This is a genomic window from Ferrovibrio sp. GW821-FHT12B10, assembly GCF_058807515.1.
Genome location: NZ_JBXAQT010000001.1, coordinates 1,709,206 through 1,734,976, shown reverse-complemented (window position 1 = coordinate 1,734,976; position 25,771 = coordinate 1,709,206). Strand labels below are relative to the sequence as shown.

28 protein-coding genes are annotated in these 25,771 nt (G+C 64.8%); 13 read left to right on the top strand and 15 right to left on the bottom strand.

Translation table 11 applies throughout. The features are described from left to right. The 3 genes from AC1RRT_RS08795 (at window position 1) to AC1RRT_RS08785 (ending at window position 2,006) form a co-directional block, all read left to right on the top strand. The gene (locus AC1RRT_RS08795) at window positions 1-951 is read left to right on the top strand and encodes an alpha-E domain-containing protein (protein ID WP_493013411.1); all 951 of its coding nucleotides are present in this window, start codon (window positions 1-3) and stop codon (window positions 949-951) included. Between the two features lie 41 nt (window positions 952-992). Beyond that, entirely contained in the window at window positions 993-1,178 is a 186-nt protein-coding gene (locus AC1RRT_RS08790) for a hypothetical protein (RefSeq protein ID WP_493013410.1), read from the top strand. A gap of 90 nt (window positions 1,179-1,268) precedes the next feature. Continuing rightward, window positions 1,269-2,006: a proteasome-type protease gene (locus AC1RRT_RS08785; protein WP_493013409.1), complete on the top strand. Its 738-nt coding sequence runs from the start codon at window positions 1,269-1,271 to the stop codon at window positions 2,004-2,006. A 9-nt stretch (window positions 2,007-2,015) separates the two neighbouring features. Here AC1RRT_RS08785 and AC1RRT_RS08780 read toward each other — a convergent pair whose 3' ends face one another. The 5 genes from AC1RRT_RS08780 to AC1RRT_RS08760 all read right to left on the bottom strand — a co-directional run bounded on the left by AC1RRT_RS08780 (window position 2,016) and on the right by AC1RRT_RS08760 (window position 6,078). Then, window positions 2,016-2,384 (bottom strand): con-10 family general stress protein, encoded by a 369-nt coding sequence (locus AC1RRT_RS08780; protein WP_493013408.1) that lies wholly within the window; start codon window positions 2,382-2,384, stop codon window positions 2,016-2,018. A gap of 157 nt (window positions 2,385-2,541) precedes the next feature. Further along, entirely contained in the window at window positions 2,542-3,135 is a 594-nt protein-coding gene (locus tag AC1RRT_RS08775) for a PA14 domain-containing protein (RefSeq protein ID WP_493013407.1), read from the bottom strand. Between the two features lie 75 nt (window positions 3,136-3,210). After that, the gene (locus AC1RRT_RS08770; RefSeq protein ID WP_493013406.1) at window positions 3,211-3,774 is read right to left on the bottom strand and encodes a sigma-70 family RNA polymerase sigma factor; all 564 of its coding nucleotides are present in this window, start codon (window positions 3,772-3,774) and stop codon (window positions 3,211-3,213) included. 196 nt (window positions 3,775-3,970) lie between these two features. After that, complete coding sequence (xth, locus tag AC1RRT_RS08765; RefSeq protein WP_493013405.1) at window positions 3,971-4,795, bottom strand: exodeoxyribonuclease III; 825 nt, start codon at window positions 4,793-4,795, stop codon at window positions 3,971-3,973. A gap of 56 nt (window positions 4,796-4,851) precedes the next feature. Then, window positions 4,852-6,078: a multidrug effflux MFS transporter gene (locus AC1RRT_RS08760; RefSeq protein ID WP_493013404.1), complete on the bottom strand. Its 1,227-nt coding sequence runs from the start codon at window positions 6,076-6,078 to the stop codon at window positions 4,852-4,854. Window positions 6,079-6,248: 170 nt separating this feature from the next. On the opposite strand from AC1RRT_RS08760, the gene AC1RRT_RS08755 reads away from it, so the two are divergent. Next, window positions 6,249-6,749 (top strand): GFA family protein, encoded by a 501-nt coding sequence (locus AC1RRT_RS08755; protein ID WP_493013403.1) that lies wholly within the window; start codon window positions 6,249-6,251, stop codon window positions 6,747-6,749. 106 nt (window positions 6,750-6,855) lie between these two features. Here the strand turns inward: AC1RRT_RS08755 and AC1RRT_RS08750 are convergent, their stop codons facing one another. Next, complete coding sequence (locus AC1RRT_RS08750) at window positions 6,856-7,233, bottom strand: nuclear transport factor 2 family protein (protein ID WP_493013402.1); 378 nt, start codon at window positions 7,231-7,233, stop codon at window positions 6,856-6,858. 163 nt (window positions 7,234-7,396) lie between these two features. Between AC1RRT_RS08750 and AC1RRT_RS08745 the strand changes: the two genes are divergently transcribed. Next, window positions 7,397-7,672, top strand: coding sequence for a hypothetical protein (locus AC1RRT_RS08745; protein ID WP_493013401.1), 276 nt, complete (start codon window positions 7,397-7,399; stop codon window positions 7,670-7,672). Between the two features lie 19 nt (window positions 7,673-7,691). Here the strand turns inward: AC1RRT_RS08745 and AC1RRT_RS08740 are convergent, their stop codons facing one another. From AC1RRT_RS08740 to AC1RRT_RS08730, 3 genes are all read right to left on the bottom strand, one after another. Further along, window positions 7,692-8,339 (bottom strand): hypothetical protein, encoded by a 648-nt coding sequence (locus AC1RRT_RS08740; protein WP_493013400.1) that lies wholly within the window; start codon window positions 8,337-8,339, stop codon window positions 7,692-7,694. 7 nt (window positions 8,340-8,346) lie between these two features. Then, the gene (gene gtdA, locus AC1RRT_RS08735; RefSeq protein WP_493013399.1) at window positions 8,347-9,417 is read right to left on the bottom strand and encodes a gentisate 1,2-dioxygenase; all 1,071 of its coding nucleotides are present in this window, start codon (window positions 9,415-9,417) and stop codon (window positions 8,347-8,349) included. A 419-nt stretch (window positions 9,418-9,836) separates the two neighbouring features. Beyond that, window positions 9,837-10,517, bottom strand: coding sequence for a response regulator transcription factor (locus AC1RRT_RS08730; protein WP_493015157.1), 681 nt, complete (start codon window positions 10,515-10,517; stop codon window positions 9,837-9,839). A 479-nt stretch (window positions 10,518-10,996) separates the two neighbouring features. Between AC1RRT_RS08730 and AC1RRT_RS08725 the strand changes: the two genes are divergently transcribed. Further along, on the top strand, window positions 10,997-13,681 hold the full coding sequence (locus AC1RRT_RS08725) for a methyl-accepting chemotaxis protein (RefSeq protein WP_493013398.1): 2,685 nt from the start codon (window positions 10,997-10,999) through the stop codon (window positions 13,679-13,681). 72 nt (window positions 13,682-13,753) lie between these two features. Here AC1RRT_RS08725 and AC1RRT_RS08720 read toward each other — a convergent pair whose 3' ends face one another. Together AC1RRT_RS08720 and AC1RRT_RS08715 are read right to left on the bottom strand one after the other, a co-directional pair. Further along, window positions 13,754-14,377, bottom strand: a complete 624-nt coding sequence (locus tag AC1RRT_RS08720) for a PAS domain-containing protein (RefSeq protein WP_493013397.1) — start codon at window positions 14,375-14,377, stop codon at window positions 13,754-13,756. Further along, window positions 14,374-14,952: a PAS domain-containing protein gene (locus AC1RRT_RS08715; protein WP_493013396.1), complete on the bottom strand. Its 579-nt coding sequence runs from the start codon at window positions 14,950-14,952 to the stop codon at window positions 14,374-14,376. The genes AC1RRT_RS08720 and AC1RRT_RS08715 overlap by 4 nt, the downstream gene beginning before the upstream one ends. A gap of 172 nt (window positions 14,953-15,124) precedes the next feature. Here AC1RRT_RS08715 and AC1RRT_RS08710 point away from each other — a divergent pair, with 172 nt between their 5' ends. Together AC1RRT_RS08710 and cueR are read left to right on the top strand one after the other, a co-directional pair. After that, complete coding sequence (locus AC1RRT_RS08710) at window positions 15,125-17,416, top strand: heavy metal translocating P-type ATPase (RefSeq protein WP_493013395.1); 2,292 nt, start codon at window positions 15,125-15,127, stop codon at window positions 17,414-17,416. Continuing rightward, a complete protein-coding gene (gene cueR, locus AC1RRT_RS08705) occupies window positions 17,413-17,862 on the top strand; it encodes a Cu(I)-responsive transcriptional regulator (protein WP_493013394.1) in 450 nt (149 codons plus the stop codon). The genes AC1RRT_RS08710 and cueR overlap by 4 nt, the downstream gene beginning before the upstream one ends. Window positions 17,863-17,874: 12 nt before the next feature. Here cueR and AC1RRT_RS08700 read toward each other — a convergent pair whose 3' ends face one another. Next, window positions 17,875-18,522, bottom strand: a complete 648-nt coding sequence (locus tag AC1RRT_RS08700) for an outer membrane protein (RefSeq protein ID WP_493013393.1) — start codon at window positions 18,520-18,522, stop codon at window positions 17,875-17,877. A 280-nt stretch (window positions 18,523-18,802) separates the two neighbouring features. Between AC1RRT_RS08700 and AC1RRT_RS08695 the strand changes: the two genes are divergently transcribed. Further along, window positions 18,803-19,117, top strand: coding sequence for a hypothetical protein (locus tag AC1RRT_RS08695; RefSeq protein WP_493013392.1), 315 nt, complete (start codon window positions 18,803-18,805; stop codon window positions 19,115-19,117). Here AC1RRT_RS08695 and AC1RRT_RS08690 read toward each other — a convergent pair. After that, window positions 19,107-20,207: a hypothetical protein gene (locus AC1RRT_RS08690; RefSeq protein WP_493013391.1), complete on the bottom strand. Its 1,101-nt coding sequence runs from the start codon at window positions 20,205-20,207 to the stop codon at window positions 19,107-19,109. The genes AC1RRT_RS08695 and AC1RRT_RS08690 overlap by 11 nt on opposite strands. A 7-nt stretch (window positions 20,208-20,214) precedes the next feature. Then, complete coding sequence (locus tag AC1RRT_RS08685; RefSeq protein WP_493013390.1) at window positions 20,215-20,829, bottom strand: TIGR00645 family protein; 615 nt, start codon at window positions 20,827-20,829, stop codon at window positions 20,215-20,217. 210 nt (window positions 20,830-21,039) lie between these two features. Here AC1RRT_RS08685 and AC1RRT_RS08680 point away from each other — a divergent pair, with 210 nt between their 5' ends. Together AC1RRT_RS08680 and AC1RRT_RS08675 are read left to right on the top strand one after the other, a co-directional pair. Continuing rightward, complete coding sequence (locus AC1RRT_RS08680; protein WP_493013389.1) at window positions 21,040-22,641, top strand: MDR family MFS transporter; 1,602 nt, start codon at window positions 21,040-21,042, stop codon at window positions 22,639-22,641. An 87-nt stretch (window positions 22,642-22,728) separates the two neighbouring features. Then, entirely contained in the window at window positions 22,729-23,985 is a 1,257-nt protein-coding gene (locus AC1RRT_RS08675; RefSeq protein ID WP_493013388.1) for a glycoside hydrolase family 2 TIM barrel-domain containing protein, read from the top strand. A gap of 81 nt (window positions 23,986-24,066) precedes the next feature. Here the strand turns inward: AC1RRT_RS08675 and AC1RRT_RS08670 are convergent, their stop codons facing one another. After that, a complete protein-coding gene (locus AC1RRT_RS08670; RefSeq protein WP_493013387.1) occupies window positions 24,067-24,210 on the bottom strand; it encodes a hypothetical protein in 144 nt (47 codons plus the stop codon). 53 nt (window positions 24,211-24,263) lie between these two features. On the opposite strand from AC1RRT_RS08670, the gene AC1RRT_RS08665 reads away from it, so the two are divergent. Together AC1RRT_RS08665 and AC1RRT_RS08660 are read left to right on the top strand one after the other, a co-directional pair. Then, window positions 24,264-25,238, top strand: a complete 975-nt coding sequence (locus tag AC1RRT_RS08665) for a Gfo/Idh/MocA family protein (RefSeq protein WP_493013386.1) — start codon at window positions 24,264-24,266, stop codon at window positions 25,236-25,238. Between the two features lie 199 nt (window positions 25,239-25,437). Beyond that, window positions 25,438-25,617, top strand: coding sequence for a DUF1328 domain-containing protein (locus AC1RRT_RS08660; protein WP_493013385.1), 180 nt, complete (start codon window positions 25,438-25,440; stop codon window positions 25,615-25,617). The last annotated feature ends 154 nt before the right edge of the window (window positions 25,618-25,771 follow it).

Below are 25,771 nucleotides of genomic sequence, written 5' to 3'. Positions count from 1 at the left end.
ATGCTCAGCCGCGCCGCCGATAACCTCTACTGGATGACGCGCTATATCGAGCGCACCGAAGCCATGGCCCGCATCCTGGGCGTGGCGCATCGCATGAGCATGCAGTCGACCCATGGTGGCGTCGGCCGCAATGACGAATGGGAAGCCGCCCTGATCATCGCCGGCTGCGACAAATCCTTCGCCCTGCATGGCGGGCCGGCGACGCGGCGTGCGGTGATCGATTTCCTGGCCTTCGCGCCGGACAACCCGTCCTCCATCCATGCCTGCCTCAAGGCCGGCCGCGAGAATGCGCGCGCCATGCGGGCGCAGATCACCTCGGAAGCCTGGGAAAGCATCAATGCCTCCTGGCTCGAGATGCGCACCTTCAGCATGGCCAAGGTGGAGGCCGACGGCTTCTCGACTTTCTTCGACTGGGTGCGCGAGCGCAGCCAGCTGTTCCGCGGCGTGGCCGAGGGCACCATGCAGCGCGACGACGCCTACCGGTTCATGCGGCTGGGCACGCTGCTGGAGCGCGCCGATTCAACCGCGCGCATCCTGGATGTGAAGTATCATGTGCTGCTGCCCTCGCCCGGCGATATCGGCGGCGCGGTCGACTATTACCAGTGGGGCGCGCTGCTGCGCTCGGTCTCGGCCTTCCGCATCTACCGCCAGATCTATCGTGACTCGATCCGGCCGTTGAAGGTGGCCGAGCTGCTGGTGCTGCGCGAGGACTTCCCGCGCTCACTGCATGCCTGCTTCGCCGAGATCGTGCAGATCCTGCAATACCTGCGCGAAAGCTATCGCCGCGACTACCCCTCCGTGCGCCTGGCCGAGAGCATGCTGCTCAAACTGCGCTACGACAATATCGATACGATCTTCACCGATGGCCTGCACGAATACCTGACCAACCTGATCGATACCAATATCGAGCTCGGCGCGGCGATCGCCCGCGATTTCATGCAGCCGAACTAAAAGCGCAGCCAGACCGTTAGGGTGGCAGGAGACCTGCCATCATGATCGACTTCATCAAACGCTTCGCTTTTGCCGCCTTCGCCGTCTTCGGCCTCAGCTTCGCCGGCTGGGTGACGCATCTCTACACCTGCTTCACCCAGAATGAATGGGGCTTCCTGATCGCCGGGGCGATCTTCTTCCCCATCGGCGTGATCCATGGCTGGGGTGTCTGGTTCGGCATCTGGTAAGGCCGGATTATTGCTTGAATACCTTGACCCGGGCTGAACGGGCTTGCTTTGATGCAGGCAGGATTTCAGTCTGGGGATGGGTATTCAAAAATGACCTACTGCGTCGGCCTTCTGCTGCACGACGGCATCGTGATGCTGTCCGACAGCCGCACCAATGCCGGCGTGGATTCGATCTCCACCTTCGGCAAGATGCATACTTGGGAAAAGCCGGGCGACCGCGCCCTGGCGCTGATGACGGCGGGCAACCTATCGCTCAGCCAGTCGGTCGTCACCCTGCTGAAGGAAGGCTTCACCGACGAGGACGGCAAGCCCTGCGACCTGTCGCAGGCGGTCAGCATGTTCGAGGCCGCCGGCATGGTCGGCGCCGCTATCCGCGAGGTGGCGCGCCGTGATGGCGAAGGGCTGAAGCAGCAGGGCGTCGAACCCAACCTCGCCATGCTGCTGGGCGGGCAGATCGGCCAGAAGCCGCATGAGCTGTACATGCTCTACTATGCCGGCAATTTCATCCGCGCGACCGAAGAAACGCCCTTCCTGCAGATCGGCGAGATCAAATACGGCAAGCCGATCCTCGACCGCGTCATCACGCCGGACACGCCGCTGCTACAGGCGGCGAAATGCGCGCTGGTCTCGATGGACAGCACGCTACGCTCCAACATCTCGGTCGGGCTGCCGCTCGATCTAGCGGTACTGCGCAAGGGCGCGCTGCAATTTGCGCTCCGCAAGCGCATCACCGATCAGGATGCCTACTTCGCCAGTATCCGAGGCCTGTGGGGCGAAGGCCTGCGCAAGGTCTTCCTCACCATCCCCGATCCGGACTGGTCGCTTTAACTGAGCCGGCTAGTTGAGGCCGCCCTTGCGGCCGGCTTCGGCAGCGCGCGCCCGGTCATTGGCGAAATTGCCGCCGCTTTCCGAACCGCCCTTGCGGCCAGCCGCCGCCGCGCGCTCCGGGTCGTTGCGGAAATTGCCGCCGCTTTCCTGGCCACCCTTGCGGCCGGCCTGGGCCGCCAATGTGCGGTTCTGCGAGAAGCTGCGCTTGGAATCCGGCACGCTCTGACCGCCTTTCGACGCAATGGCGCGTTGCCGCTCGGGGTCCATCGCGGCAAAGCCGCGCGGCGCCTTGCGGGGGGCTTCCGGTTTGGTGTCGTCCCGGTTCTCGAACGGAGGCTTGGTCTCGAACTGCTGGGACCCGGATTTGAACTCGGACATGCCGTCTCTCCCTGTACTGACTGAAGGATGACGCGGCCAGACAAGGCGGGCGTCACTCAGTCAACACAAGCAGGACGGGCCTGTTCCCAAAAAAGCGGGGCCGCAGACATGTTCCTGCGGCCCCATCTCAATCTCCCGGAATACCGGCGTTTTTAAATCAGCCGGGCAGATGCGCCAGCGCTGCGGCCGGCACCGTCATCAGCCCGCCTGCCCCCGGCGGCTGCCACTGGAAGCGCAGCGCAGCGGTGCCGCGCTTCTGGAAGAACTGCACGGTGATCTGATACCAGCCGTTTTCCGGCACCTGCAATTCGGTCGACGGCGACATCTGGGTGGAATGGATATAGGGGTCGTCGACCACGCGGGTCTGGTCGATGGTGATGCGCAGGCCGTCGTTGGACAGCGCGGCGAAGCGATAGATGCCGGCTTCCAGTTGGATCAGGCCGGTCATGTGGATGTAGTACAGCTCGTTGCGCTGCGAGTCCCACATGGCGCCGCTGCCCGAATTCAAGTCGAGCTGCAGGATCGGCTGGCCCGGCCGGCCCTTCGCCAGTTCGGCCGCGGTGCGCGGCATGTTGTTCACATGCTCCAACTCACCGGCGAAATACAGCGGCTTGAGACCGGGGCTGAGCTGGGTGGCGGTCGGCTGCGGCGCCACCGGCTTGGGCGGCGCAGACGGCGCCTGATAGCCGGTGGTGCAGGCCGCGAGCCCAAAGGCCAGGGCCAAGCCCAGAAGGTGTGCAGAAAAGCGCATGATATCCCCCGTTTGTGCGGCCTGAAGCCTAACAAGCGGAGGGTCATGCCGACAAGTCACGTTCAGGACAGGATGTCAGCCGCGTTCCAGCAGCGCCGTCATTGACTGGCGTGCGCGCGCCACGCGGCTTTTCACGGTGCCGATATTGCAGCGCCAGCGCCGCGCCACCTGCTTGTAGGACTTGCCCTCGCCCGCCACCATGATCAGCGCCTCACGATGGCGCGGCGGCAGATCCTGCATCAGGTCGGCCACTTCCTTCAGCTCCAGCTTGCTCTGCTGCGCCGGCGGCACCGGCACCTGCTCGGCGATCAGGCCTTCTGAATCGCGTACCTCGCGTTTGCGGCTGCGCAGGTAATTGAAATAGACGTTGCGCAGGATGACATGCAGCCAGGCGCGCAGGTTGGTGCCGGGTTCAAAACTGTCGCGCCGCGCCCAGGCCTTGGTCAGCGTCTCCTGCGTCAGGTCCTCGGCCAGGCTGCGATTGCGGCTGAGCACGCGGGCGCGCCGCTGCAGCAGCGGAATCTCGCGCAGGAAGGCGGCACGGAATCCGCGTTCCGGTGTTTTGGCTTTCTGGCTGCCTGTGTGGCTGCCCATTTGGCTGGTGGTCTCGGCGCGGTCTTTGAGATCGACATCGGACATCGGCCTACTCCGGATACGAAAAGCACATGGACGGCAGGCTGCCGGCCGTGACACGGCGTGGGCACCCTGGGTTCGGCATGAGCGAATCCGGCCTGCAGTCGACAAAAGGCCTGACCGGAAGCGCTTAACAAAACTGCTGCGCTTCCAATCGGTTCCCCCCGGCGTGCAACCGCTGGGTGGGGGAATTCCGGGGTTTTTACTTGGCGAGCTCGATGGTCACAATGATCGGCGCGTGATCGGAGGCTTTCTCCATGCCGCGCATGGCCTTGATCACTTCTGCCTTGCGCAGCTGGGGCTGCAGATTGGGGCTGATCCAGACATGATCGAGGCGCCGGCCCTTGTCGGCGGCTTCCCAGTTGGCCGAGCGATAGCTCCACCAGGAATACAGTTTCTGGTCATCGGGCACGAAATGCCGCACGGCATCGACCCAGCCGCGCGCCGCCTGCATCTTCAGCATGCCCTCGGTCTCGATGGGCGTATGGCTGACGATCTTGAGCAGCTGCTTGTGCGACCAGACGTCATGCTCCAGCGGCGCGATGTTGAGATCGCCGACCAGGATTTCCTTGCCGCCCTTCTTCTTCAGCGCGGCCGACCATTTGGTCATGCCAGCCAGCACATCCAGCTTGTGCTGGAACTTGTCGTTGGCGACAGGATCGGGGATGTCTCCGCCTGCAGGTACGTAATAATTATGAAGAATGGTGCCGTCGCTGAGTTCGGCGGCGATATGGCGGCGGTCGTCGCGGCCGGCGAGGTTCAGCTTTTCCTTCAGCTTGATCGCCGCCTTGGCAAAGATCGCCACACCGTTATAGCCGGGCTGGCCATGGATCAGGCGATGGGCATAGCCGCGCTGCTCGAACAGCTCGTGCGGAAACTCGTCGTCGCGCACCTTGGTTTCCTGCAGGCACAGGATGTCCGGATCGTGCTGCTTGAGGAAGGCGCCCATCAGATCGAGGCGTGCGCGCACCGAGTTGATGTTCCAGGTGGCGAGCTTGATGGTCGTGGCGGCGGGTTTTTTCGGCATGGTGATATTTTAGCGCAATCCGGTTGGGCAGACTAGTTGGCCAGACTGGGCGGCGACTATTGCGCTGCCGGCTGGCGGCGCAAGGTCAGCAGGGCGACGACCAGGGTGGCGGCGGCGCATGCCGCGATGCCCGCCGTCATGCCGAGGCTGGTGCCGCCGACGATCTTGCCGCTGACGCCGATCGCCACCGCGCCGACGGCAAGCTGCAGCGTCGCCATCAGCGACGAGGCCATGCCGGCCGCCTCGCCATAGGATTCCAGCGCCAGCACCGAAGCCGTGGGTAGCATGATGCCGAGGCAGCCATAGCCCAGGAACAGTACCGCCATCATCAGGTACAGGCTGTTGAAGCCGGCGAGCTTCAGGCCATAGGCCGCCGCCATCGCCACGGTGAAGCCGATGATCGAGGGCATGATCAGGCGGTCCAGGCCATAGCGCGCGCCGAGCCAGCCGCAGAACTGCGCGGCGAAGAAGAAGGCGGCGGCGTTCAGCGAGAAGGTGATGCTGAAGCCGCTGGGCGACAGGCCGTATTCGCCGATCATCACGAAGGGCGCATTCCCCAGGAAAATGAAGAAGGCCGAGATCGCAAAGCTGCCAGCCATGGTCAGCCCCATGAAGCTGCGGTCGGTCAGCAGCTGGCCGGCAGTGACAAACATGCCGCGCACGCTGCTCTGCTTGCGCTGTTCGGCCGAGCGCGTCTCGGGCACCATGATCAGGCCGAGGATGCCGGCGACCACGGCGATGCCGGCGACGAACCAGAAGACGGTGCGCCAGCCGGTGGCCTCGATGATCAGGCTGCCGAAAAAGGGCGCCAGCAACGGCGACACGCTGAACACCAGCATCAGCAGGCCGAGCAGTTTGGCCTCCTCCACGCCGCTATGCATGTCGCGCACGATGGCGCGCGGAATCACGATGCCAGCTGCGCCGCCCAGGCCCTGAAGCAGCCGGAAGGCGATCAGGGTCTCGACGGTTTCGGCGAGCGCGCAGCCGATGCTGGCGATGATGAACAGCACCACGCCGAAATACAGCGGCCGCCGGCGGCCGGTCATGTCCGAAATCGGGCCGAAGACCAGCTGGCCGAAAGCGAAGGTGATGAAGAAGGCCGTCAGGCTCATCAGCACCGCATCCGGATTGGCGTTCAGCGCGGCGCCGATCGAGGGCAGCGCCGGCAGGTACATGTCGATGGCGAACGGCCCGATGGCGGTGAGCAGGCCGAGGATCAGCGCATTGCGCAGGAAGCCTTGGCCAGTCTGGGCGGGGCGGGTCTGGGGGGAAATCTGGTTCATGAAAATGCTCTGGTCTGTCTGGGATTCTTGTTTTTACGATTTTGGACTGTGCCATATACCGTCAGGACGGCGGCTTGGCCACCCGCGATTTGTCATGAGACAATCGGTGTCACATTTATGCACCAGCCGTTATGTCAGAACCTGTCAGCTATTATCCGAGAGGGAATGCCATGCCGATGCATCTGGATGGATCCTGCCGGTGCGGCGCCGTCGTCTTCGGTCTCGACACCCACACGCCCGTCCCCTATCAGCTTTGCTATTGCACGATCTGCCGCAAGACGGCGGGCGGCGGCGGTTTCGCCATCAATCTGGGCGGCCGGTCTGCCAGCCTGAACATCACAAAAGGGAAACGCAGCATCGGCGTCTATCGCGCGGAAATCTGCGATGACGATGGCGACACTTGCGAGATCAGCACCGGTGAACGCAATTTCTGTAAAAAATGCGCCACCGCGCTGTGGCTCTACGATCCGACCTGGCCCGACCTGATCCATCCTTTCGCGTCCGCCATCGACACGCCGCTGCCGAAGCCAAAATCAAAGGTGCATCTGATGCTGCGCTACAAGGCATCCTGGGTGAAGCCGCAGATCGGCCGCAACGACGAGATTTACGACTTGTATCCCAAGCTGTCGCTCGACGACTGGCACAGGAAGCACAAGGTGTGGGTGACGTGACAGCATTGCTGTCATCCCGGGCTTGACCCGGGATCCCATTTTTGACGGACGTTTTAAATGGGACCCCGGCCCGCGCTACGCTTGGCCGGGGTGACGACATGGAGTGTCACGCCAGGTTGGTCTTCATCTGCACCGGATCGTAGTAGAAGCGCTCGCGCCAGACCTTGTCGCCCTTCCAGGTCTGGTGCGCCAGTTCCTCGATGCGGCGTTTGCTGCCGTCCTTGAACTCGAAGTGGAAGATCCAGTGGATCACCACGGTGTCGCCCTCGATCAGCACCGGACGCACGCATTCGGTCTGCACGGTCTTGGCGCGATCCAGCACGGCGCGCTCATGCGCCACTAAAGTATCGCGGCCCTGGCGCGGCGGTGTGTTGAGGTTTTCCTGCATCGTGGCGTCATCGGCGTAATAGCGTTCGATGGCCAGATCATGCTGGTTGGATTCCACCAGCGCCACAAAGGCGTCGACCGTTTCCCGGCTCGGCATCGTTCTCTCTCCCCACAATGATGTGACACCAGACTAAGACAGAATGCCGCAGTCGGGCTGCCCTTTGGTAGCGAGGCGCGGCCATTCGTCACATCGGATATGAAAAAGTTATGGCGCATTATATGGACGTTCCGTAAGGACAACCGCGCCGTCAGGACAGATCATGCAAACCATTACCCCAATGCACAGCCGCAGCGACAAGATCTTCGCCATCGTCATCACCCTCGCGCTGCTTGGCGCGCTGGTCGGCGCGATCTACATGGCGCTGCGCTTCTGGCATGGCATGTCGGGCGACTTCGATCCCTCTGCCAGCTGGCCGCTCTTCTGGGGCGTCAGCCTCAGCCTGGTGCTGGGCGGTCTGGTGGTGGGGATTTTCCTCTACGGCCGCAGCCGTGAGATCAAGGGCGAAGAACGCAGCGCCGCCCGCCTGAAAGATTAAATCCTGAAAGACTAACGCTTCAGAACAGGTTCAGCGTATTGCCGACCACGCCCAGCGGCAGGCGGCCCATCTCGAACAGCTTGAACTTCATCGCGAATGGATGGTCGGCCTCGGCATTGGCCGCCAGCACCAGCGCCGCCTGATAGGCGGCCTGGGTCGCAGCGCCGGCCGCCACCTTCAGAAGTTCCGGATCGCTCACGCCATGGCGGGCGGCCGCTTTCATGGCGCGCTCATGCGCCACTTCGCCGGCCCGCGTCGAGACATGCTGCAGCGCGACTTCCAGGTCATGCTCGTCGTTGAACTGCAGCGCTTCGTCGAACAGCGCGCGGCGCATCTGCTCCTCGGCCTGCCACCAGTCGTCGTCCCAGTCGGGCGCCTGCGCCGCATCGGAGGCCGCCAGCCAGTTCTCCACACCGGCGATCTGCATGCCGTCGAAACCCACACCGGCGACATAGCTTTCGGCGATCTGCAGTTCCTGCTGCGTCAGCGGCCGGCCGACGGCGCTGAACCAGGTGAGGCTGCCGACCAGACGTGCCAGCCGCGCGACAGCGCGCAGGCCGTCGAGATCGTCGCCTTCACGGAAATCCTGCGCGCCGAGGGCGATGAAGTCGTCTTCATCTTCCTCATCGTCATTGGCGACTTCGACCAGCTTGTGAATCTTGGCCATGCGCTTGTTACCGGTTACCGCGGCTTTCGCGCCACAGGCCGAGCTTCTTCTGCACCGGACGGTCGGAGAAGCTGAACAGCACGGCGTCGGTTTTCGGCGCGTGATGGCGATGCGGCACCCAGCTCGGGATCACGAAGGTGTCGCGCTTGCGCCATTCGAATGTCTGCTGCTCGGCGCCTTCGCCGACCAGCGTATGGCCTTCGCCTTCCACCACGCTGAACACGGTGGCATCCGACGAGCGGTAGCCCTCGCCGGCAAAGCCCTTGGGCAGCAGCTGCATGAAGGTGCCAATCGTCGGCATGGCGCTCTCGCCGGTCGCCGGATTCACATACTGCACCTTGAGGCCGTGGCAGGGGTCCCATTCGTTGGTGCGGCGCATGGTCTCCAGCGCCTCGCGCGTGCGTGCGTAAGGATAGTTGAAGACCGGCGAGGTCGGCACGCGCACCTCGTGATCGACGGGCAGAAGCCCGGAGCCGTAGCGCGCGAGGCTGTCGCCGGTCGGGCGCGACAGCGGCTGGCTGTCCTCGGGATATTTCTCGGAGAAGGAGCAATCGAGCGCCTGCACCAGCGGAATGTCGAGGCCGTCCATCCACACCATCGGCTTGTCGCTGTCATTGCCATGGTCGTGCCAGGTCCAGCTCGGCGTGATGACGAAGTCGCCCTCGCGCATGATGGTTTTCTCGCCGTCGACCGCAGTGTAGGCGCCGTCGCCTTCGACGATGAAGCGCAGCGCCGACTGGGTGTGGCGGTGCGAGGGCGCCACTTCGCCAGGAAGGATGAGCTGCAGGCCGGCATAGAGCGAGGTGGTGATGCGCGACTGGCCCGGCATGCCGGGGTTCTCGAGAATCAGCACCCGCCGCTCGGCTTCCTTGGCCGTGATCAGGCGGCCGGCTTCCATCACGTCGTCGCGGATATCGTCGTAATGCCACAGCGCCGGCTGGCAGGCGCTCTTGGGCTGCGGGATCACCAGGCCATGCAGCACTTCCCACAGCGGCGCCAGCTTGCGGGTGCCGATCTTGTCGTAATAGGCCTTGCGCTGCTGCATGACAGCGGGGTCGATGCTGGGATGCTGGGTCATGGTGTCCTCATCTCCGCCTCTCCAGGGCAGATGCCGCATACACTATCAGACGACTGATTAATCGCGAACCGGTCTGGTGATGGAAAATCGGTGGCGATGAAAGCGGGGCAAAAGAAAACGCCCGGTCGGGGGGCGAGCCGGGCGTTTCGCGCATATGAACTACTGCGCCATAGAGGCATCAAAGGGGGGGATCTTCGATGCCGGCAACGGCAAGGCGCCGATGCCATGCCTTCGATATGGGGTATCGCGCGCGGATTTCAAAGGGTGAGACGGAATTTCCGGGATCGCATTTGCGTGAAGGCCGCAGCCCTGCATGGCTGCGGTTGCAGGTCTCGTGCGCAATCGCCTGATATTCCACGGCTTCCGTTTTCCGCCATGCAGTCATCGCATGGCAGCCACACGGCTGTTGCAGTGAAAAATCAGTGCGCCGCCGGCGTTTCCGGATCGATCAGACGATAGCCCAGCCGTGGCTCGGTCAACAGGAAGCGCGGCTCGTCCGGATCCTTTTCCAGCTTGCAGCGCACCTTGCGCGCCAGCACCCGCAGGGCCTGGCGCATCTCGGCATTGTCATTGCCCCAGAGCGTGATGGTCAGCTGCTTGGTGCCGACCGGCTGGCCGCTTTTCTGCGCCAGCATTTTCACGAAGCGGGCTTCCATCGGCGACAGGCGCACCGGACGGTCGTCGCGCCGTGTATCCCCGGTCAGCGGATCGATCAGGAACGGGCCGACGGTGACGATCTTGGTGCCGTTCATCGTGCCGGTGTCCTGGCCGCGGCGCAGGGCGGCGCGCACGCGCGCCAGCAGCTCGCCGGCATCGAAGGGCTTGGTGACATAATCGTCGGCGCCGAGGTCGAGCGCGCGAATCTTGGCGTCCACTTCTTCCTGGCCCGATAGAATGATGACGGGCATGGGCGACGACTGGCGCAGGCGCTCCAGCACCTCGAAACCGCTGATGCCGGGCAGGCCCAGATCAAGCAGCAGCAGGTCAGCCTCGCCCGTCTTGCCCAGGCCATCCTCGCCATTGACGGTTTCCAGCACGTCATAGCTGGCCGCTTCCAGGGCGGCGCGGAGGGCGGCGCGCACGGGGGTTGAATCTTCAATCAGTAGAATGCTGTGCCGTTCTGGCTTGCGCGGGGATCCCAGAGTCGCCTCCCTCTTGTCTGCACGCCGGTTTATCCGGCGGTCCTAACCCATAAGGAATAGGTTACCGAAAAATAATCTCTTCGCCCAGCGGTTAAACAACCGCGACGAAACAGGCAGAAATTGCGGGCTATGGGGTGATTTTAGCGGTTTTCCAATATTTTCATTTGTATGACAAGCTCCAGATGATTGGGCATCCGGCCAAGGGACCCGCCGGGCATCAGCCGGAGATTGGCCAGAACCGGGTGGCCGGCCTGAACCCGCACCGGCACCGGGCCGTAAGCAGGCCCCAAGGCGCGTCAGGGGCCGGCCATGTCCGGCATATCCAAACAGTAGCGTCATCAACTGGTGACTCGGAACAAGCGGGCAAGAGGGGCAAGTAAGCGTGGGGAAACGGCAGGAAATCCTGCTCGACCCGCCCATCCATGAAAAGGCCCGTCATGTCCATGACACCCGCATTCCGGCGCACCCTCACCATCAAAGCGAAGATCGTTTTCGCCCTGATCAGCTTTGCCCTTGTGCCACTGCTTCTGCTGGCATCGGTGCTCTGGCTGGAAGTGCGCGACATCAAGCAGGCGCAGGCCGCGCGCGTGGCCATGGCGGCCCACGCGATCAACGATGTGATCGACCGCAACCTGTTTGAGCGCTATGGCGATGTGCAGGCTTTCGGCTACAACGCCGTGGCCGTCGATCCGGCCAACTGGGGGTCGCCTGGCGAGACCAACCCGCTGGTCGTGGCCATGGATCGCTACATGGCCAATTACGGCATCTACAAACTGATGCTGCTGGTCAGCCCCGATGGCAAGGTACTGGCCGTCAATTCGAAATCAGCCGCCGGCAAGCCGCTTGCCACCACGGCGCTTTATGAGCGCAATTACGCCGCCGCCAGCTGGCTGCGCGCCGCGCTGGATGGAAAATTCCTGAACGGCGCCAACGGTTTTACCGGCAGCGTGGTCGAACAGCCGGCCCGCCATGCGGAACTGACCGGTCTCTATGACGGCAACGACTATGCGATGATCTTTGCCGCGCCGGTCACTGACGCGATGGGCAAGACGATTGCCGTCTGGGTGAACTTCGCCGGTTTCGATCTGGTGGAACAGATCATTGAACAGTCTGGCGCCAACCTTTCGGTCAGCGGCCTGCAGGATGCTGAAATCACGCTGCTGGATTCACGGGGCGTGGTTCTTGTCGATTACGATCCGGCCCGCCAGAAGGGTGGCGCTTATGCGCGCGACTGGGCGGTTCTTGGAAAACTCAATCTGGCCGAGGCGGGCGTTGAAGCGGCGAAGCTGGCTGTCGCCGGCAAGGCGGGCGGCATCGAATCGATGCATGCGCGCAAGGCCATTGCACAGGTTGCGGGCTATCATCGCAGTCAGGGTGCCTACGACTATCCGGGCCTCGGCTGGTCCATCCTCACCCGCGTGTCCACCGACTATGCCTATGCGGTTGTCAATTCCGCCACGCTCCAGGTGCTGATCGTCCTGCTGCTGGCGACTGTCGCCGCCGTTGCCATCGGCCTGTGGTTCGGCAACGCCCTCGCCCGGCCGATCCGTCGCGTGACGGGGGCGCTGACCGATCTGGTTGCCGGCAAGGTCGATATTGATACGACCGGCAAGGAGCGCGGCGATGAAATCGGCGCCGCGCTGCGCGGTGCCGAGGAAATCCGCGATCGCATTGTCACTGGACTGCAGACCGGAGAGACGCTGCGCAGCATCACCGCCTGCGTCATGCTGGCAGACGCAAACAACAACATCATCTTCGTGAACCGTGCCGCGGTGGAAATGTTCGATGTAGCGCAGCATGACATCCGCAAGGATCTGCCGGCCTTCGATCCCGCCACCATGATCGGGAAATCGATCGACATCTTCCATAAGAACCCCGCGCATCAGCGCAGCATGCTGACGGCGCTGGAAAAGCCGCACCAGACCGCGATCGCGGTCGGCGGGCGGCGTTTCGACCTGACGGCTGTTCCGGTGTTTGATGCCACCGGCAAACGCCTGGGCACGGCTGTCGAGTGGCGGGACATGACCCAGCAGCATGCCATCCAGATCGAGGTTGCGGGCCTGGTCGAGGCCGCGCAGCAGGGCGATCTGGCGCGCCGCGTCGCGCTGGAAGGCAAGAGCGGCTTCATGCGGGAGATTGCCGCCGGCATCAATGGCCTGGTGCAGACCATATCGCAGGCCGTGAATGAAGTTGACACCGTCCTTAACGCCATGGCTACCGGCGACCTCAGCAATACCATGCAGGGCAGTTACGGTGGCCAGCTCAAGAACCTGCAGGACAACTGCAACGCCACGATCCACAAGCTGCGCGACATCACCGGCAAGATCAGCAAGACGGCGCTCAACGTGAATGCCGCCTCCGACGAAATCGCCGGTGGCGCCCATGATCTGTCGCAGCGCACCGAAAGCCAGGCGGCCAGTCTGGAGCAGACCGCTGCCGCCATGCACGAGGTGACGGAAACCGTGCGGCAGAATGCCGCCAACGCCCAGTCCGCCACCCAGCGCGCCACCATTGCCCGCGATACCGCCGCCAACGGCAGTGCGGTCGTCGAGCGGGCGGTGATGGCCGTGACGGAGATCGAGGCAAGTGCACAGAAGATTTCCGACATCATCGGACTGATCGACGAGATCGCCTTCCAGACCAACCTGCTGGCGCTGAATGCCTCGGTCGAGGCTGCGCGTGCAGGTGAAGCCGGCAAGGGCTTTGCCGTGGTGGCGCAGGAAGTGCGGGCGCTGGCCGGACGCTCGGCCGAGGCCTCGAAGGACATCAAGGCGCTCATCACCGCATCGAACACGCAGGTGCGGTCCGGCGTGCAGCTGGTCAATCAGACCGGCACGGCATTGCAGGATATCCTTGTTGCGGTGAAGGAAGTAAACGACATCGTTGCCGAGATCGCCACGGCAAGCGGGGAACAGGCGCGCGCCATGCAGGAAATCAATACGGCCGTCGGCCAGATGGATGAACTCACCCAGCGCAATGGCGCACTGGTGGAGGAAACCAGCGCGTCGGCACAGACCCTGGCCGGGCAGTCGCGCGAGCTGTCGACCCTGATTGGCTTCTTCCGCGACACGAAAGCCAGCGCGCAGGATGGTCAGGCGGCCCGCTACCCCGAGGCGGCGTAATAACCCGCCACCCGTTCGTGCCGGCCGCAGGAAGGATCATGCGGCACGGCGCGCGCTGCTGCGCAGGCGTCGTTACGGAAGTGCTGGCAGGCCGGCGCCCAGATCGACAAAATACCGGACCGTGCCGCGATGGCGCAGGGGATCCGTGCTGGTGCCGCCTTTCGGGTGCGGCAGGTTGCCGGTGACGACAAGGAGCTGTACCGGCGCGCTCGTGTCGTCCGGCAGGATCGGCAGGGCAAAACTCTGCAGGCGGTGCTGACTGCCATCGCTCTGGGTGATGACGTGAATGCTGACGGCGGCGCAGGGCTGGGTCGCGGCCGCCCAGAACATGGCGCCGCGTCCGGTCTGCAGCATCGGCTCCGCCATGGTCACGAAATTCCGTCCGGTCAGACGCTGGCCCACCAGGCGTTCGATATCGCTGCCGGCAAGGCGGAAAACAGCGCGCTCGGGGCTGATCACGTCGAGTAGCGAGAGCGCCGGCATCAGGCGGGCGATGGAAACCAAATTCATGTCGCGCCGCCGGGGCAGCAGCCGTTCGCCGCGCCAGCTTTTCCAGGCGGCGAGCAGATGCAGGCTTTCCGCTGACAGGTCATGTCCGCTCGCGGTCTGTGGCGCCACTTGCGGCAACACGCCATCGTGACGTTTTTCGAGCAGGGCGCGCAGTGCCACGAAATCCGTGGTGTTTTGCGGGCTCATGATTCAGCGCGTCCGTTGGCGTGAATCGTGGCGGCGGCCGGTGTACCGGCGCCGATATCGATGAACTGCAGGCCCTCGCCCTCCGCATAGGACCGTGGCGCCATGCGCAGCTCGCCTTCGGCAGGCATCAGCGGCGAGGCGCAGGCCAGCACCAGCGAGGGTGTGGTGCTGCCGGGGCGACAGAGCGGCGCGGAGACTAGTTCGACCGGTAGTACCCCGCCGGCATTGGTTTCCAGCCAGTAGTAGATGACCGCGGCACAGGGCTGGGTCACTTCGGCCAGCAGCAGCGCGGCGCGCTGGCGTCGGTTGTTGGCCGTGGTGAGATCGAGATAGTTGCGGCCGCCCAGGTTGGTGCCCAGCAGGTCGCCGATGACCGTGCCGGCAAAATGGATCGGCATGTCATCGGGGCTGCGGATTTCCAGCAGCAGGCAGCGCGTCAGCAACTCGCCGAGCCGGCCGGTATCCATGGCGCTGCGCTGCGGCACTAGACCGCCGCCGCGCCAGCGGTGCCATTCTGCGAAGAAGCGGCGGCTGGGCTCGGTCAGCGGGTCGGGGAGGCTGGCCACGAAATCCATGCGCGACATCCTAGCAAAGGACAGCCCTGCTGACGTGATTATGAATCGATAATCCCCTGAAAACTTGGGGAAAAACAGAATTGATCAGAATCCCGTCCCGGTAGCTGCACGGCGCGCGCTAAACCCCCTCTTGACCTTCCCATGATGGGAACCCTTATCTAGAGAGGCAGATATGTCCTGCCGGAAGGTTTCCCCGATGTCCGCTGTTTCCCAATCCGTCCCCTCCCAGCCCGGTCTTTCCCAGCCCGGTCTTTCCCTGGCGATTTCCGGCATGACCTGCGCCTCCTGCGCCGGCCGGGTCGAGAAGGCGCTGTCCCATGTGCCGGGCGTGACCGCAGCCAGCGTCAACCTCGCTGGCGAAAGCGCGCGCATCCTGGGCTCGGCCACCGTCGACGCGCTGGTCGAGGCGGTGCGCAAGGCCGGCTATGACGCGCGTCCGCTGGCGGCGGTGACCGTGCAGGATGACAGCAAGGCAGATGCCGCGCTGGCGCGCGAAGGGCAGCTGGCCGCGCTGGCGCTGTTGCTGGCCCTGCCGCTGCTCGGCGGCATGCTGGCCGAAGTGCTGGGCATTCATAACCGCATGCTGCCGCCCTGGCTGCAGTTCGCCATCGCTACGCCGGTGCAGTTCCTGCTGGGCTGGCGGTTCTATCGCGGCGCCTTTGCGGCGCTGCGTGCGCGCAGCGGCAATATGGATCTGCTGGTGGCGCTGGGCACCACGGCGGCCTGGTGTTTGAGCGTATGGAACTGGTATGTCGCCGCGCCGCATCTGGCGCATGGTGTGATGCCGCATCTGTATTTCGAGGCTTCTGTCGCCATCATCGCCTTCGTGCGTCTGGGCAAGTGGCTGGAGCTGCGCGCCAAGCGCCAGACAGTGTCGGCGCTGCGCGCGCTGATGCGCCTGCATCCGGCCAAAGCGCGCCGCCGCCTGGCTGACGGCACCGAAGAAGATATCGACAGCGTGCTGCTGCGCCGCGGCGACATAATCCTGGTGCGCGCCGGCGAAGCCTTCGCCGCCGATGGCGATGTGCTGGAGGGACGCGGCAGCGTCGATGAATCGATGCTGACCGGTGAAAGCCTGCCGGTGGAAAAAAGTGTCGGCGCCGCCGTGCATGCCGGCACCATCAATCGCGATGGCTTGCTGATCGTGCAGGTGGCGGCGACCGGGCAGGAGACCATGCTGGGCCGCATCGTGCGCCTGATCGAAACCGCGCAAGGGTCAAAAGCGCCGGTGCAGAAGCGTGTCGACCAGATCAGCGCCATCTTCGTGCCGGCCGTGCTGTTCCTCGCGCTGATCACCTTCACACTGACGCTGTCGCTGACCGATGGCGATGTCGAACGTGCGGTGCTGCAGGCTGTCGCCGTGCTGGTGATCGCCTGCCCCTGCGCGCTCGGCCTGGCCACACCGGCCGCGCTGATGGTCGGCACCGGTTTGGCGGCAAGGCATGGCATCCTGGTGCGAGACGCCGAGGCGTTGGAGGCGGCGCGTGACGTCACCATGGTGGCCTTCGACAAGACCGGCACGCTGACCAAGGGCCGCCCGGCCGTGACCGAGATTGTGGCCGCGGATGGCGGGGACACCGCACCGCTTCTGCATCTGGCCGCCAGCCTGCAGGCCGGGTCGCAGCATCCGCTGGCGCAGGCGCTGCGTCGCCACGCCGGCACGCAGGTCCTGCTGCCGGTCGGGGATTTCCGCGACATCGCCGGCTATGGCGTCAGCGGCCTGGTCGATGGCCAACCGATGCTGCTGGGTCGCGAGGCGCTGATGACCATGCAGGGCATCGATACGGCAGCCCTGCATGACAAGGCCGAAGCGCTGGCATCACAGGGCTACACGGTTTCCTGGCTCGCCAGCCTGCCGGGGCGTCGTGCGCTCGGCCTGATCGCCTTCGGCGATACGCTGAAGGACACGGCGCCGGCCGCCGTCGCACGCCTGCATGCCATGGGTATCCGCACCCTGCTGCTGTCGGGCGACAATGCGGGCGCGGCGCGCGCCGTGGCTGCCCAGCTTGGCATCGATACGGTGGAAGCGCGGTTGTTGCCGCAGGACAAGGCGGTGCGCATTGCCGCCCTGCAGAAACAGGGCGAGATCGTCGCCATGGTCGGTGACGGCATCAATGATGCGCCGGCGCTGACTGCTGCCCATATCGGTATTGCCATCGGTCCGGACGAACATGGCGCCGGCGGCACCGATGTGGCCATGCAGGCGGCGGGCATCACGCTGATGCGCGGCAATCCGGCGCTGGTCGCCGATGCGATCGCGATTGCGCGCGCGACCGATGCGCGCATCCGCCAGAATCTCGGCTGGGCCTTCGCCTATAATGTGATTGGCATTCCGCTGGCCGCCTTCGGCCTGCTCAGCCCGATGCTGGCCGGCGCGGCCATGGCGCTGTCCAGCGTCAGCGTGCTGGCCAATGCCCTGCTGCTCAAGCGCTGGAAACCTGCTGGAGAAGAGGTGTCGCGATGAATATCGGTCAGGCCAGCGCCGCCTCGGGCGTTACCGCCAAGATGATCCGCTATTACGAAAGCATCGGCCTGATGCCGGCAGCCGGCCGCACCGGCGGCGGCTACCGCGTCTATGCCGATCGCGACGTGCATCTGCTGCGCTTCATCCGCCGCGCCCGCGATCTGGGCTTCGCCCTGGAGGATATCCGCATGCTGCTGGGCCTGTGGCAGGACGGCGAGCGGCCCTCGGCGGCGGTGAAGGACATCGCGCTGCGCCATATCGACGAGCTGACGCGCAAGATTGCAGAGTTGCAGGCGATGAAGCGCAGCCTGCGCCATCTGGCCGAGGCCTGCCATGGCGACGACCGGCCCGACTGCCCCATCCTTGATGATCTGGGCGGTTTAGATGATGGGGGACATGAAAAAGGCGGCGAGGCCGAAGCCTCGCCGCCGCATTGCCGATCCTGATTCTGAACTGGCTTAAAACCAGCTGCGCAAGCCGATGCGGGCCACATGCTGGGTGGTGTCGTCCAGGCCCTGCTCGCCATCATTGATCCACTGGTAGCGATAGCTCGGCACGATCTCCAGGCTCTTCGACACCTGGTAGGCCAGACCGGCTTCGCCAAACGCGGTGAAGTCGGTGCTGTTGCCGTCGTTGCCGCCCAGCGTCGCGCCGCCGGCGCTGGCGGTGTTGCGATCGAGGCGCTGATGCACGATACCGGCGCCCGCACCGAGATACGGGGTCATCGGCGAGCGCGTGTTGAAGTCGTAATAGGCTGCGCCTGTCGCCGAATACTGGTCGACGTCATCGCTGACCGCGCTGCTGCTGCCGCCGCGACGCAACCGGTCGAATTCATAGTTGCCGTAACCGAGTTCGCCTTCCAGGCGGAGCTGGTTGGGGAAGCGGTAACCGTACTGGCCGAACAGGCTGTAGCCGGTGTTGCTCTGCAGCTCGAGGCTGCTGTTGCCGTCGCGATCCTGCGGGATGAGCGCGCCGCCGCTGATACCGCCATAGCTGCCGGTGCGCAGCGCAGTATTGTCCTGGGCCATGGCCGGAACGACAGCGGTGGCGGTGAGAAGGGCGGCCGCGAAAGCGGCGGAGGCGATACGGGGAGCGATGCGTGACATGCGATGCAATCCTTTACACAAGTGGCGAGGGGCGCGAGCTCTGCCTTTTTTGCACGGGCAGTTGCCGCTGATGTGGGGTTCTCAACGCGCCGCACAAGGATATGCACCGTCATTTCCGTAAAACGGTTGGCGGCGTTGTAGTTGTGCAACAGTGTGGAACCGGAGACGGGGGCGAGACGTTTTATCTCTCTTGTGCCCAAGCCAAGCTTGCGCTTCGCTGCGCGTCGCCCTATCTCGGTACAGGCAGTCTTATCCGAAAACGCGTGTTCTGAAAACTCCCATGTCGCATCCAGAAAAGCCGGTTCTCGAAGTCGTTGACGCGCCATGGTCGACGGCGCTGGTGCTGGTCTGCTCGGAATGCGAGGGCGGCAAAGGCGTTGAACTGACCCAGGCGCTGAAGGACGAGATCAAGGCGCGTGACCATAAGAAGGATGTGCGCGTCGCCCGCGTGCGCTGTCTCGGCATTTGCCCCAAGCGCGGCGTGGCCGTCACGGTGACGGGTGTGGCCCGCAGTACCGAAAGCTTTGTGGTGCATGGTAGGGACAAGGCGGCGGTGCCCGCGCTCTGCGCCGCCATCCTGCCCGTCAAGGCATGATGCGGTAGAGCTGCACGCCGTAAGCATCGATGCGGTCGCGGAACAGGCCGCGCTCGGAATCCTGCTCCACCGGCGCCTCGTCATCCATCCGCGCCACCCTGGTGAAGGACAGCGCGATGCGATAGGCCTCGCTGCGCGGCGCCGGATTGACCACGATCAGCAGATAGCCGCCGTCATGGCGCTTCATCATCGTGCGCAGCAGCGGCGCGGCCTCGCGCCTGGCGTCGCTGCGGATGCCGACGCTGTAGCCGCTGGCGTCGGGCTGCAGCAGCGCCGGCGCGATGCGGGCGAAGCGCCGGTTCATCTGCGCCACCGCATCCCACAGACGGCGCGCCGAGGATGCGGCTTCCGGCGTCACCACCAGCGGCGCGATGCTGCCGGTGCGGATGCCGTAATCCAGCCGCGGCTGCGCGGTGATGCCCAGCGCGCCGGCGTTGCGTGCGGCGTAATTGTCCTCGCCCTGCCAGATCAGGCCGCTGGCGCCGGCGACAATGGCGCTCCAGGCCAGCACCCGCGCCTCCTGCGGTTCGAGCAGGCGCTCCTGCGCCTTGGCATAGGCGGGCAGCAGCGCCCAGACCGGACGGGTCGGGGTCTGTCGCGCGGCGGCGGCGAAGCGGTCGGCCAGCGCGGGATCGCGTGGCATGGGAACGACGGATGCGGTTGAGGCATCCAGCAGTGCGGCATGCGGCAAGTCCTGCGAGGGTCGCAGCAACTGCACCCGCGATCCTTCCGCCGCCGCCAGCATGCCATCCAGCGGCTGCTCCGGATCGGCGACGACCGCGTTGAAGTCGGCGAGGAAGGCTGTGTGGAAGCCGCGATTGAGGCCGAGATTGTAATCCACCAGTGCGCCGCTCAAGGCCAGCGGAAAGAAGGAGCGACCGGGATCCAAGCCGGTGAGCACCGCACCGGCACGGTCGGTATGCGGCACGGCCTGGAATTGCGGCGCCGGATGCGGGCGCTGGATCGCTTCCGGATAGGGATCGTAGTCACGATAGGGATCGCCCGCGCAGGCGGCCAGCAGGATGGGCAGCAGCAGGAGCGACAGCAGTGCAAGCGCCGTCCGCCGCGCGCCCCACCGCTGCCGCATCATGACGCCGTCAGTGCTCGCTTTTCTTCTTCGGCGCCGGCTTGGCCTTGGCATCGCCGTTGTCGATGGTGCCGTCGGCGACGGTCTCGTCATCGGGGATATGCGGATCCTTGCCATGGCCCTCGGCATGCTCGGTCAGGCGGTCCATCCAGGCCAGCAGCACGCCGGAGATGACGAAGGTGAGGTGGATGCCGACCAGCCAGGCCAGCTCGATATTGTTGCGCTCCTCGATATTCATGAAGGCACGCAGCAGCTGGATCGCCGAGATGGCCACGATGCTGGCCACCAGTTTCAGCTTCATGCCCGAGTAATCGATCTTGCCCATCCAGCTCGGACGGTCCTTGTTGTCGCCGGTATCGATCTTGGAGACGAAGTTTTCGTAGCCCGAGAAGATCACCAGCAGCAGCAGGTTGCCGGCCAGCGACAGGTCGATCAGCGACAGGATCGACAGCACGAGCTGGGATTCGCTCATCGTGAAGACGACGGGGATGGTGTGGAACAGCTCCTGCAGGAACTTGATCAGCAGCAGCAGCAGCGCGACGGCCAGGCCCATATAGAAGGGCGCCATGATCCAGCGGCTGGCAAACAGTGCACGCTCGACGAAATGTTCCAGATGGTGACGCATGAAACTCCCCAAAAAACCGCTGCACGCTAACCGATGCGGTCACACCGGACCAGCGGGACCAGACGAACCATTTACGCACCATATATATGACGGCGCGGCGTAGCGAAATGCGTCTTGCCAGCCCGGCGCTGCGGGTCTAGTAGAACGTATACGACGTTTTCCCCTGCGACGCAGCCTCCTTTGCCCGCGCCGCGCAGCTCCCCGTCGATCATGACCAGCCAGACGCCCGCCACCGACCCGCATTCGGGTCCCGTCTATTTCAGCCATCAGGAAAAGATCGTCATCCTGTTCGGGCTGATGCTCGGCATGTTCCTGGCCGCCCTTGAGCAGACCATCGTCGCCACCGCGCTGCCCGGCATCGCCGCCGACCTGCGCGACGCCGAACACTTGAGCTGGGTGGTCTCGGCCTATCTGCTCACCTCCACGGCGGCGACGCCGATCTACGGCAAGCTCTCCGATCTCTATGGCCGCAAACGCATGCTGCAGGTGGCCATCGCCATCTTCCTGATCACCTCGCTGCTCTGTGGCTTGGCGACGACGATGAAGGAGCTGGTGCTCTATCGGGCGCTGCAGGGCCTGGGCGGCGGCGGCCTGCTGGCGATGGCGCATGCCACCATCGCCGATGTGGTCAGCCCGCGCGAACGCGGCCGCTACCAGGGCTACATCGCCAGCGTGTTTGCGGTGGCCAGCGTTGCCGGCCCGGTGCTGGGCGGCCTGTTCACCGAACACTGGGGTTGGGCCTGGATCTTCTGGATCAACCTGCCGTTTGGCCTGGGCGCGCTGCTGATGGCGCAGAAGACGCTGAAGCGTCTGCCGGTGAAGCGGCTGCGCCACAAGATCGACTATGCCGGCGCGGTGCTGATCGTTTCGGCCGTCTGCTGCATTCTGTTGATCACCACCATGGGCGGCAACGAAGTCGAATGGACCTCGCCGGTGATCGTCGGCCTTGGCATCGCGGCGCTGCTGCTGTTCGCCGCCAGCGTCTGGCAGGAGCATCACGCGCCCGAGCCGATCCTGCCGCCGCGCCTGTTCCGCAACGCCAACTATGTCATTGCCATGGGTGCCAGCACCCTGCTGGCCATGGTGATGATCGGCAGCCTGGTCTACATGCCGCTGCTGCTGCAGATGGTCTACCAGATGACGTCGGGCGATGCCGGCCTGATGCTGATTCCGCTCACCTGCACCTCAGTTGCAGGGGCCATCACGGCGGGCCAGATCGCCAGCCGCACCGGCCGCTACAAGCGCTTTCCGCTGATCGGCTTAGGATTCGTGCTGATGGCCATGCTGCTGCTCAGCACCGTCAGCGCCACCACCCCGCTCTGGCTCACCGGGCTTTTCATGGCGATGTCGGGCTATGGCGTCGGCCTGTTCATGCCGATCATGCTGATGGCGGTGCAGAACACAGTCGAGCATCGCGACCTGGGCGTCGGCACGGCCTCGGTCTCTTTCTTCCGCTCGATGGGTGGCTCCTTCGGTGTGGCGCTGTTCGGCGCGGTGCTGATCGGCCGCATGAACCAGCTGATCGCTGCTGTGCCGGGGCACGAGCTGCTGGGTGCCGCGCCCGCCGTCCACCTGCTGCGTGCGGGCACGAGTGCACTCGTCACCACGCCGCTACCCCTGCGCGAAGGCGTGGCCGCCGCCATGACCGGCGCCTTCCAGACCGTGTTCCTGATCGGCGCCGCGGTGGCCGCCTTGGCGCTGGCCGTCATTATCCGCCTGCGCGAAACCCCGCTGCGCTCCGGTCCGGCTGAAGCGGCCAAGGCCGATCCCGTCGCCGCCGCCAGCAACAGCGTCGGTGCGCCGGCCGATTGAGGCCGTCAGCCGGGAAACCGGGGTTTTATCCACTGTCACCGCGAAGGCGCTTGCATGCGGCGGCGCATCTGGGCATGAGTCTCGGCCATGCTGTTGTTCCGCCCCTTTGCCTTCATTGGCCTGACCGCTGCCCTGCTGGGCGCCGCCGGTCTTGCCGTTCCCGCCGCGCAGGCTGCCAATGTGGTGGTCGAGCGCGACGCCATCCTGGTCGACGGCAAGCCCTTCGTGGCCGTGGGCGCCGCCGGCCAGAGCCGCTTCGGCCTGCTCAAGCAGTTGGGCGCCACCACGGTGCGCACCTATGGCGACGAGACCGGCTTCGTGCTGGACGAGGCGCAGAAGGCCGGCCTGATGGTGATCGCCGGCTTCTGGATGGAGCATCCGCGCCGGGGCTTCAGCTATCGCGATCTCTCGCAGGTCGGGCCGCAGCTGCAGAAGCTCACCGAGTTCGTCAACCGCTACAAGAACCATCCCGCCCTGCTGATGTGGGGCATCGGCAACGAGATCGAGTCCGATCTCAAGGACGACAGCGATGTCTGGCCGGCCATCGAGGAAGCCGCGCGCCTGGTCCGCCGCCTCGATCCCAACCATCCCACCATGGCGATCCTGGCCGAGACCGGCGCCGACAAGATCGTCAAGCTGCGCAAGCATGCCCCCAGCATCCAGGTGCTGGGTGTCAACTCCTATGGCGATGCGCTGCCCTCGCTGCCGTCGCGCGTGCATGCGCAGGGCTGGCGTGGCCCGCTGATCGTCACCGAGATGGGCCCGCTCGGCCAGTGGCAGGCGCGGCGCACCAGCTGGGGCGCGGCGATCGAACCCAGCAGCGACGAAAAGGCGGCGATGATGTCGCGCTGGTTCACTGCGTTGCAGCCGCAGGTGCAGGGTCAGATCGTCTTCTATTGGGGCCAGAAGCAGGAAGTGACGCCGACCTGGCACAGCCTGCTGCTGCAGGGTGGAGAGTATGGCCGCGTGGCCGAGGCGATGGCGGCGGCTTGGGGCGGCAACACCCCGCAGGGCAACCGCGCGCCGCGCATCGCGCTGTTCCGCTTCACGCAGGGTGGCGATGAGTGGAACAAGGACCAGGTCGGTCGTGCCGAACTGGCCGTCGAGGATCCGGACGGCGACCAGTATGGCGTGGTCTGGCAGGTGATGGCGGAAAGCACCGACCTGAAAACCGCCGGCGATGCTGAAGCCGTGCCGCCGGTCTTCCCGCAGGCGGTGCGCGAGCCCGGCCCGAAGGGCGCGGCGATCGCGGGGCTGCAGCCCGGCAACTACCGCCTGTTCGTCACCGTGCGTGACGGCAAGGGCGCGGCGGCCACGGCGAACCTGCCCTTCCGCATCAGATAAAAGCGGACGACATCAGATACAAAAAGGCGGGCGCTTGCGCGACCCGCCTTTTTCATGGGCGTCTGGGGAACGCACGGTATGTCAGGCCGCGTTTTCCAGCAGCGGCGTATCGGTGATCTGGCCGGCTTCCACCAGGCGATCGAGATCGATCAGCGAGACCATGCGTTTCGTGCAAGCTGGAGTTACCCCCTGCTCGCACTGGCCCATTTGGTCCGCTGTAGTCAAACCGCCAGCCATTCCTATAATGCGCGGCATTTTCATTCAGGGGTCAGTCAGCCATGTCGGCAGTTCGTCTGGGCATTATCGGATACGGCATCATGGGCGAGCGCCTGCTGCGCGCCGCCATCAACCACGATCCGGCCGTGCTGACGGTCGCCGGCGTCTGGGATCCTTCCGAGGTGGCGATGCAGCGTCTGGCCGCCGATCTGCCCCAGATATCGCGACTGGCCTCGGCGGCCGATACCATCGCTGCCTGCGACTGCCTGTATATCGCCTCGCCGCCGGCTTCCCATCTGGGCTATGCGCGCTCGGCTTTCGCAGCAAACAAGGCGGTCTTCTGTGAAAAGCCGCTGGCCGTCGATATCGCCGATGCCGATGCTTTCGTGAAGCAGGCCGCGACCGCGGCCGGTCGCAGCGGCGTCAATTTCCCCTTCGCCTCGTCCTTTGCGGTCGACCAGCTGCGTGCCTGGATGAAGGAGGGCGCGACGGGTCCGGTCGAGCGCATCGAGATCGAGATCGGCTTCGCCGCCTGGCCGCGGCCCTGGCAGGTCGATGCGGTGAACTGGCTGGATGCGCGCGCCCAGGGCGGCTTTGCGCGCGAGGTCGGCTCACATTTCCTGTTCCTGGCGCGCCGCCTGTTCGGGCCTCTTCAGTTGAAGTCCCATAGCGTCGCCTATCCCGAAGCCGGCAAATCCGAACGCGCCATCGCCGGTGCGCTGCTGGCCGGCACCTTGCCGGTGACGCTGGATGGCAGTGTCGGCAAGACCGACAAGCCCGACCACAATCTCTTCACCATCATCGGGCCGCAGGGCCGCATCCGCCTGCGCGACTGGTCGATTGCCGAAAAGCTGGAGGCCGATGGTGTCTGGCGCGAAGCCCCCGATGCGCTGCCCAATGAAAAGATGCGGCCGCTGGTTTTGAAGCGGCAGCTCGACAAGGTGGCCGCCCTGACCCGCAATGAGCCGCAGGATCTGGCGACCTTGAGCGAGGCAGCCGAGGTCCAGCGCGTGGTGGAAACCCTGCTGCTCGGCTAAAAATAGCGATAAATCGGCAAATACTGTAAAAACAGGGATGCGATGCTGTGACCGCCCGGTCACAGCTTTCTCCCGGTTTTCTCCCGTGTCTTGGTGAAACCAAAGGCGCGAGATCCCGTTTCTCTTGCGACTGCCCGCCGCGATATGCCTGCCCTGTTTTAGGACGGCCTGCGGAGGGCGCAAAAGAGGAGTAGCCACCATGCTCTATTGGGCCCTGATCTTCTTCATCCTTGCGCTGGTCGCAGGCCTGTTCGGTTTCGGCGGCATTGCCGCTGCCTCGGCCAGTATCGCGCAAATCCTGTTCTTCATCTTCCTGGTGATCTTCGTGGTCAGCCTGATCGCGCATCTCATCACCGGGCGCCGTCCCCCGCTGGCCTAGTGCGTCCCCCCGCCTAGCCACATCGCCGGCCTCGGGTTGACTCTCCCCCCGGCCCGGGGCCGGCAGACTTTCTACAGTCCGTTCTTTCCTCTGTAGGTCCTTCCCCCCAACTCGGCGGATGCCTCGGCATCCGCTATTTTTTTGCCGACGTGGC

Bases quoted from the DNA above. Each gene is read 5' to 3' on its own strand.
- xth (WP_493013405.1), bottom strand. From the start codon at position 4,795: ATGCCGAAAAAACCCGCCGCCACGACCATCAAGCTCGCCACCTGGAAC.
- AC1RRT_RS08790 (WP_493013410.1), top strand. From the start codon at position 993: ATGATCGACTTCATCAAACGCTTCGCTTTTGCCGCCTTCGCCGTCTTC.
- AC1RRT_RS08745 (WP_493013401.1), top strand. From the start codon at position 7,397: ATGCAAACCATTACCCCAATGCACAGCCGCAGCGACAAGATCTTCGCC.
- AC1RRT_RS08780 (WP_493013408.1), bottom strand. From the start codon at position 2,384: ATGTCCGAGTTCAAATCCGGGTCCCAGCAGTTCGAGACCAAGCCTCCG.
- cueR (WP_493013394.1), top strand. From the start codon at position 17,413: ATGAATATCGGTCAGGCCAGCGCCGCCTCGGGCGTTACCGCCAAGATG.
- AC1RRT_RS08675 (WP_493013388.1), top strand. From the start codon at position 22,729: ATGCTGTTGTTCCGCCCCTTTGCCTTCATTGGCCTGACCGCTGCCCTG.
- AC1RRT_RS08755 (WP_493013403.1), top strand. From the start codon at position 6,249: ATGCCGATGCATCTGGATGGATCCTGCCGGTGCGGCGCCGTCGTCTTC.
- AC1RRT_RS08700 (WP_493013393.1), bottom strand. From the start codon at position 18,522: ATGTCACGCATCGCTCCCCGTATCGCCTCCGCCGCTTTCGCGGCCGCC.
- AC1RRT_RS08740 (WP_493013400.1), bottom strand. From the start codon at position 8,339: ATGGCCAAGATTCACAAGCTGGTCGAAGTCGCCAATGACGATGAGGAA.
- AC1RRT_RS08660 (WP_493013385.1), top strand. From the start codon at position 25,438: ATGCTCTATTGGGCCCTGATCTTCTTCATCCTTGCGCTGGTCGCAGGC.
- AC1RRT_RS08770 (WP_493013406.1), bottom strand. From the start codon at position 3,774: ATGTCCGATGTCGATCTCAAAGACCGCGCCGAGACCACCAGCCAAATG.
- AC1RRT_RS08690 (WP_493013391.1), bottom strand. From the start codon at position 20,207: ATGATGCGGCAGCGGTGGGGCGCGCGGCGGACGGCGCTTGCACTGCTG.
- AC1RRT_RS08795 (WP_493013411.1), top strand. From the start codon at position 1: ATGCTCAGCCGCGCCGCCGATAACCTCTACTGGATGACGCGCTATATC.
- AC1RRT_RS08710 (WP_493013395.1), top strand. From the start codon at position 15,125: ATGTCCTGCCGGAAGGTTTCCCCGATGTCCGCTGTTTCCCAATCCGTC.
- AC1RRT_RS08720 (WP_493013397.1), bottom strand. From the start codon at position 14,377: ATGAGCCCGCAAAACACCACGGATTTCGTGGCACTGCGCGCCCTGCTC.
- AC1RRT_RS08760 (WP_493013404.1), bottom strand. From the start codon at position 6,078: ATGAACCAGATTTCCCCCCAGACCCGCCCCGCCCAGACTGGCCAAGGC.
- AC1RRT_RS08715 (WP_493013396.1), bottom strand. From the start codon at position 14,952: ATGGATTTCGTGGCCAGCCTCCCCGACCCGCTGACCGAGCCCAGCCGC.
- AC1RRT_RS08665 (WP_493013386.1), top strand. From the start codon at position 24,264: ATGTCGGCAGTTCGTCTGGGCATTATCGGATACGGCATCATGGGCGAG.
- AC1RRT_RS08680 (WP_493013389.1), top strand. From the start codon at position 21,040: ATGACCAGCCAGACGCCCGCCACCGACCCGCATTCGGGTCCCGTCTAT.
- AC1RRT_RS08695 (WP_493013392.1), top strand. From the start codon at position 18,803: ATGTCGCATCCAGAAAAGCCGGTTCTCGAAGTCGTTGACGCGCCATGG.
- gtdA (WP_493013399.1), bottom strand. From the start codon at position 9,417: ATGACCCAGCATCCCAGCATCGACCCCGCTGTCATGCAGCAGCGCAAG.
- AC1RRT_RS08785 (WP_493013409.1), top strand. From the start codon at position 1,269: ATGACCTACTGCGTCGGCCTTCTGCTGCACGACGGCATCGTGATGCTG.
- AC1RRT_RS08775 (WP_493013407.1), bottom strand. From the start codon at position 3,135: ATGCGCTTTTCTGCACACCTTCTGGGCTTGGCCCTGGCCTTTGGGCTC.
- AC1RRT_RS08685 (WP_493013390.1), bottom strand. From the start codon at position 20,829: ATGCGTCACCATCTGGAACATTTCGTCGAGCGTGCACTGTTTGCCAGC.
- AC1RRT_RS08750 (WP_493013402.1), bottom strand. From the start codon at position 7,233: ATGCCGAGCCGGGAAACGGTCGACGCCTTTGTGGCGCTGGTGGAATCC.
- AC1RRT_RS08725 (WP_493013398.1), top strand. From the start codon at position 10,997: ATGTCCATGACACCCGCATTCCGGCGCACCCTCACCATCAAAGCGAAG.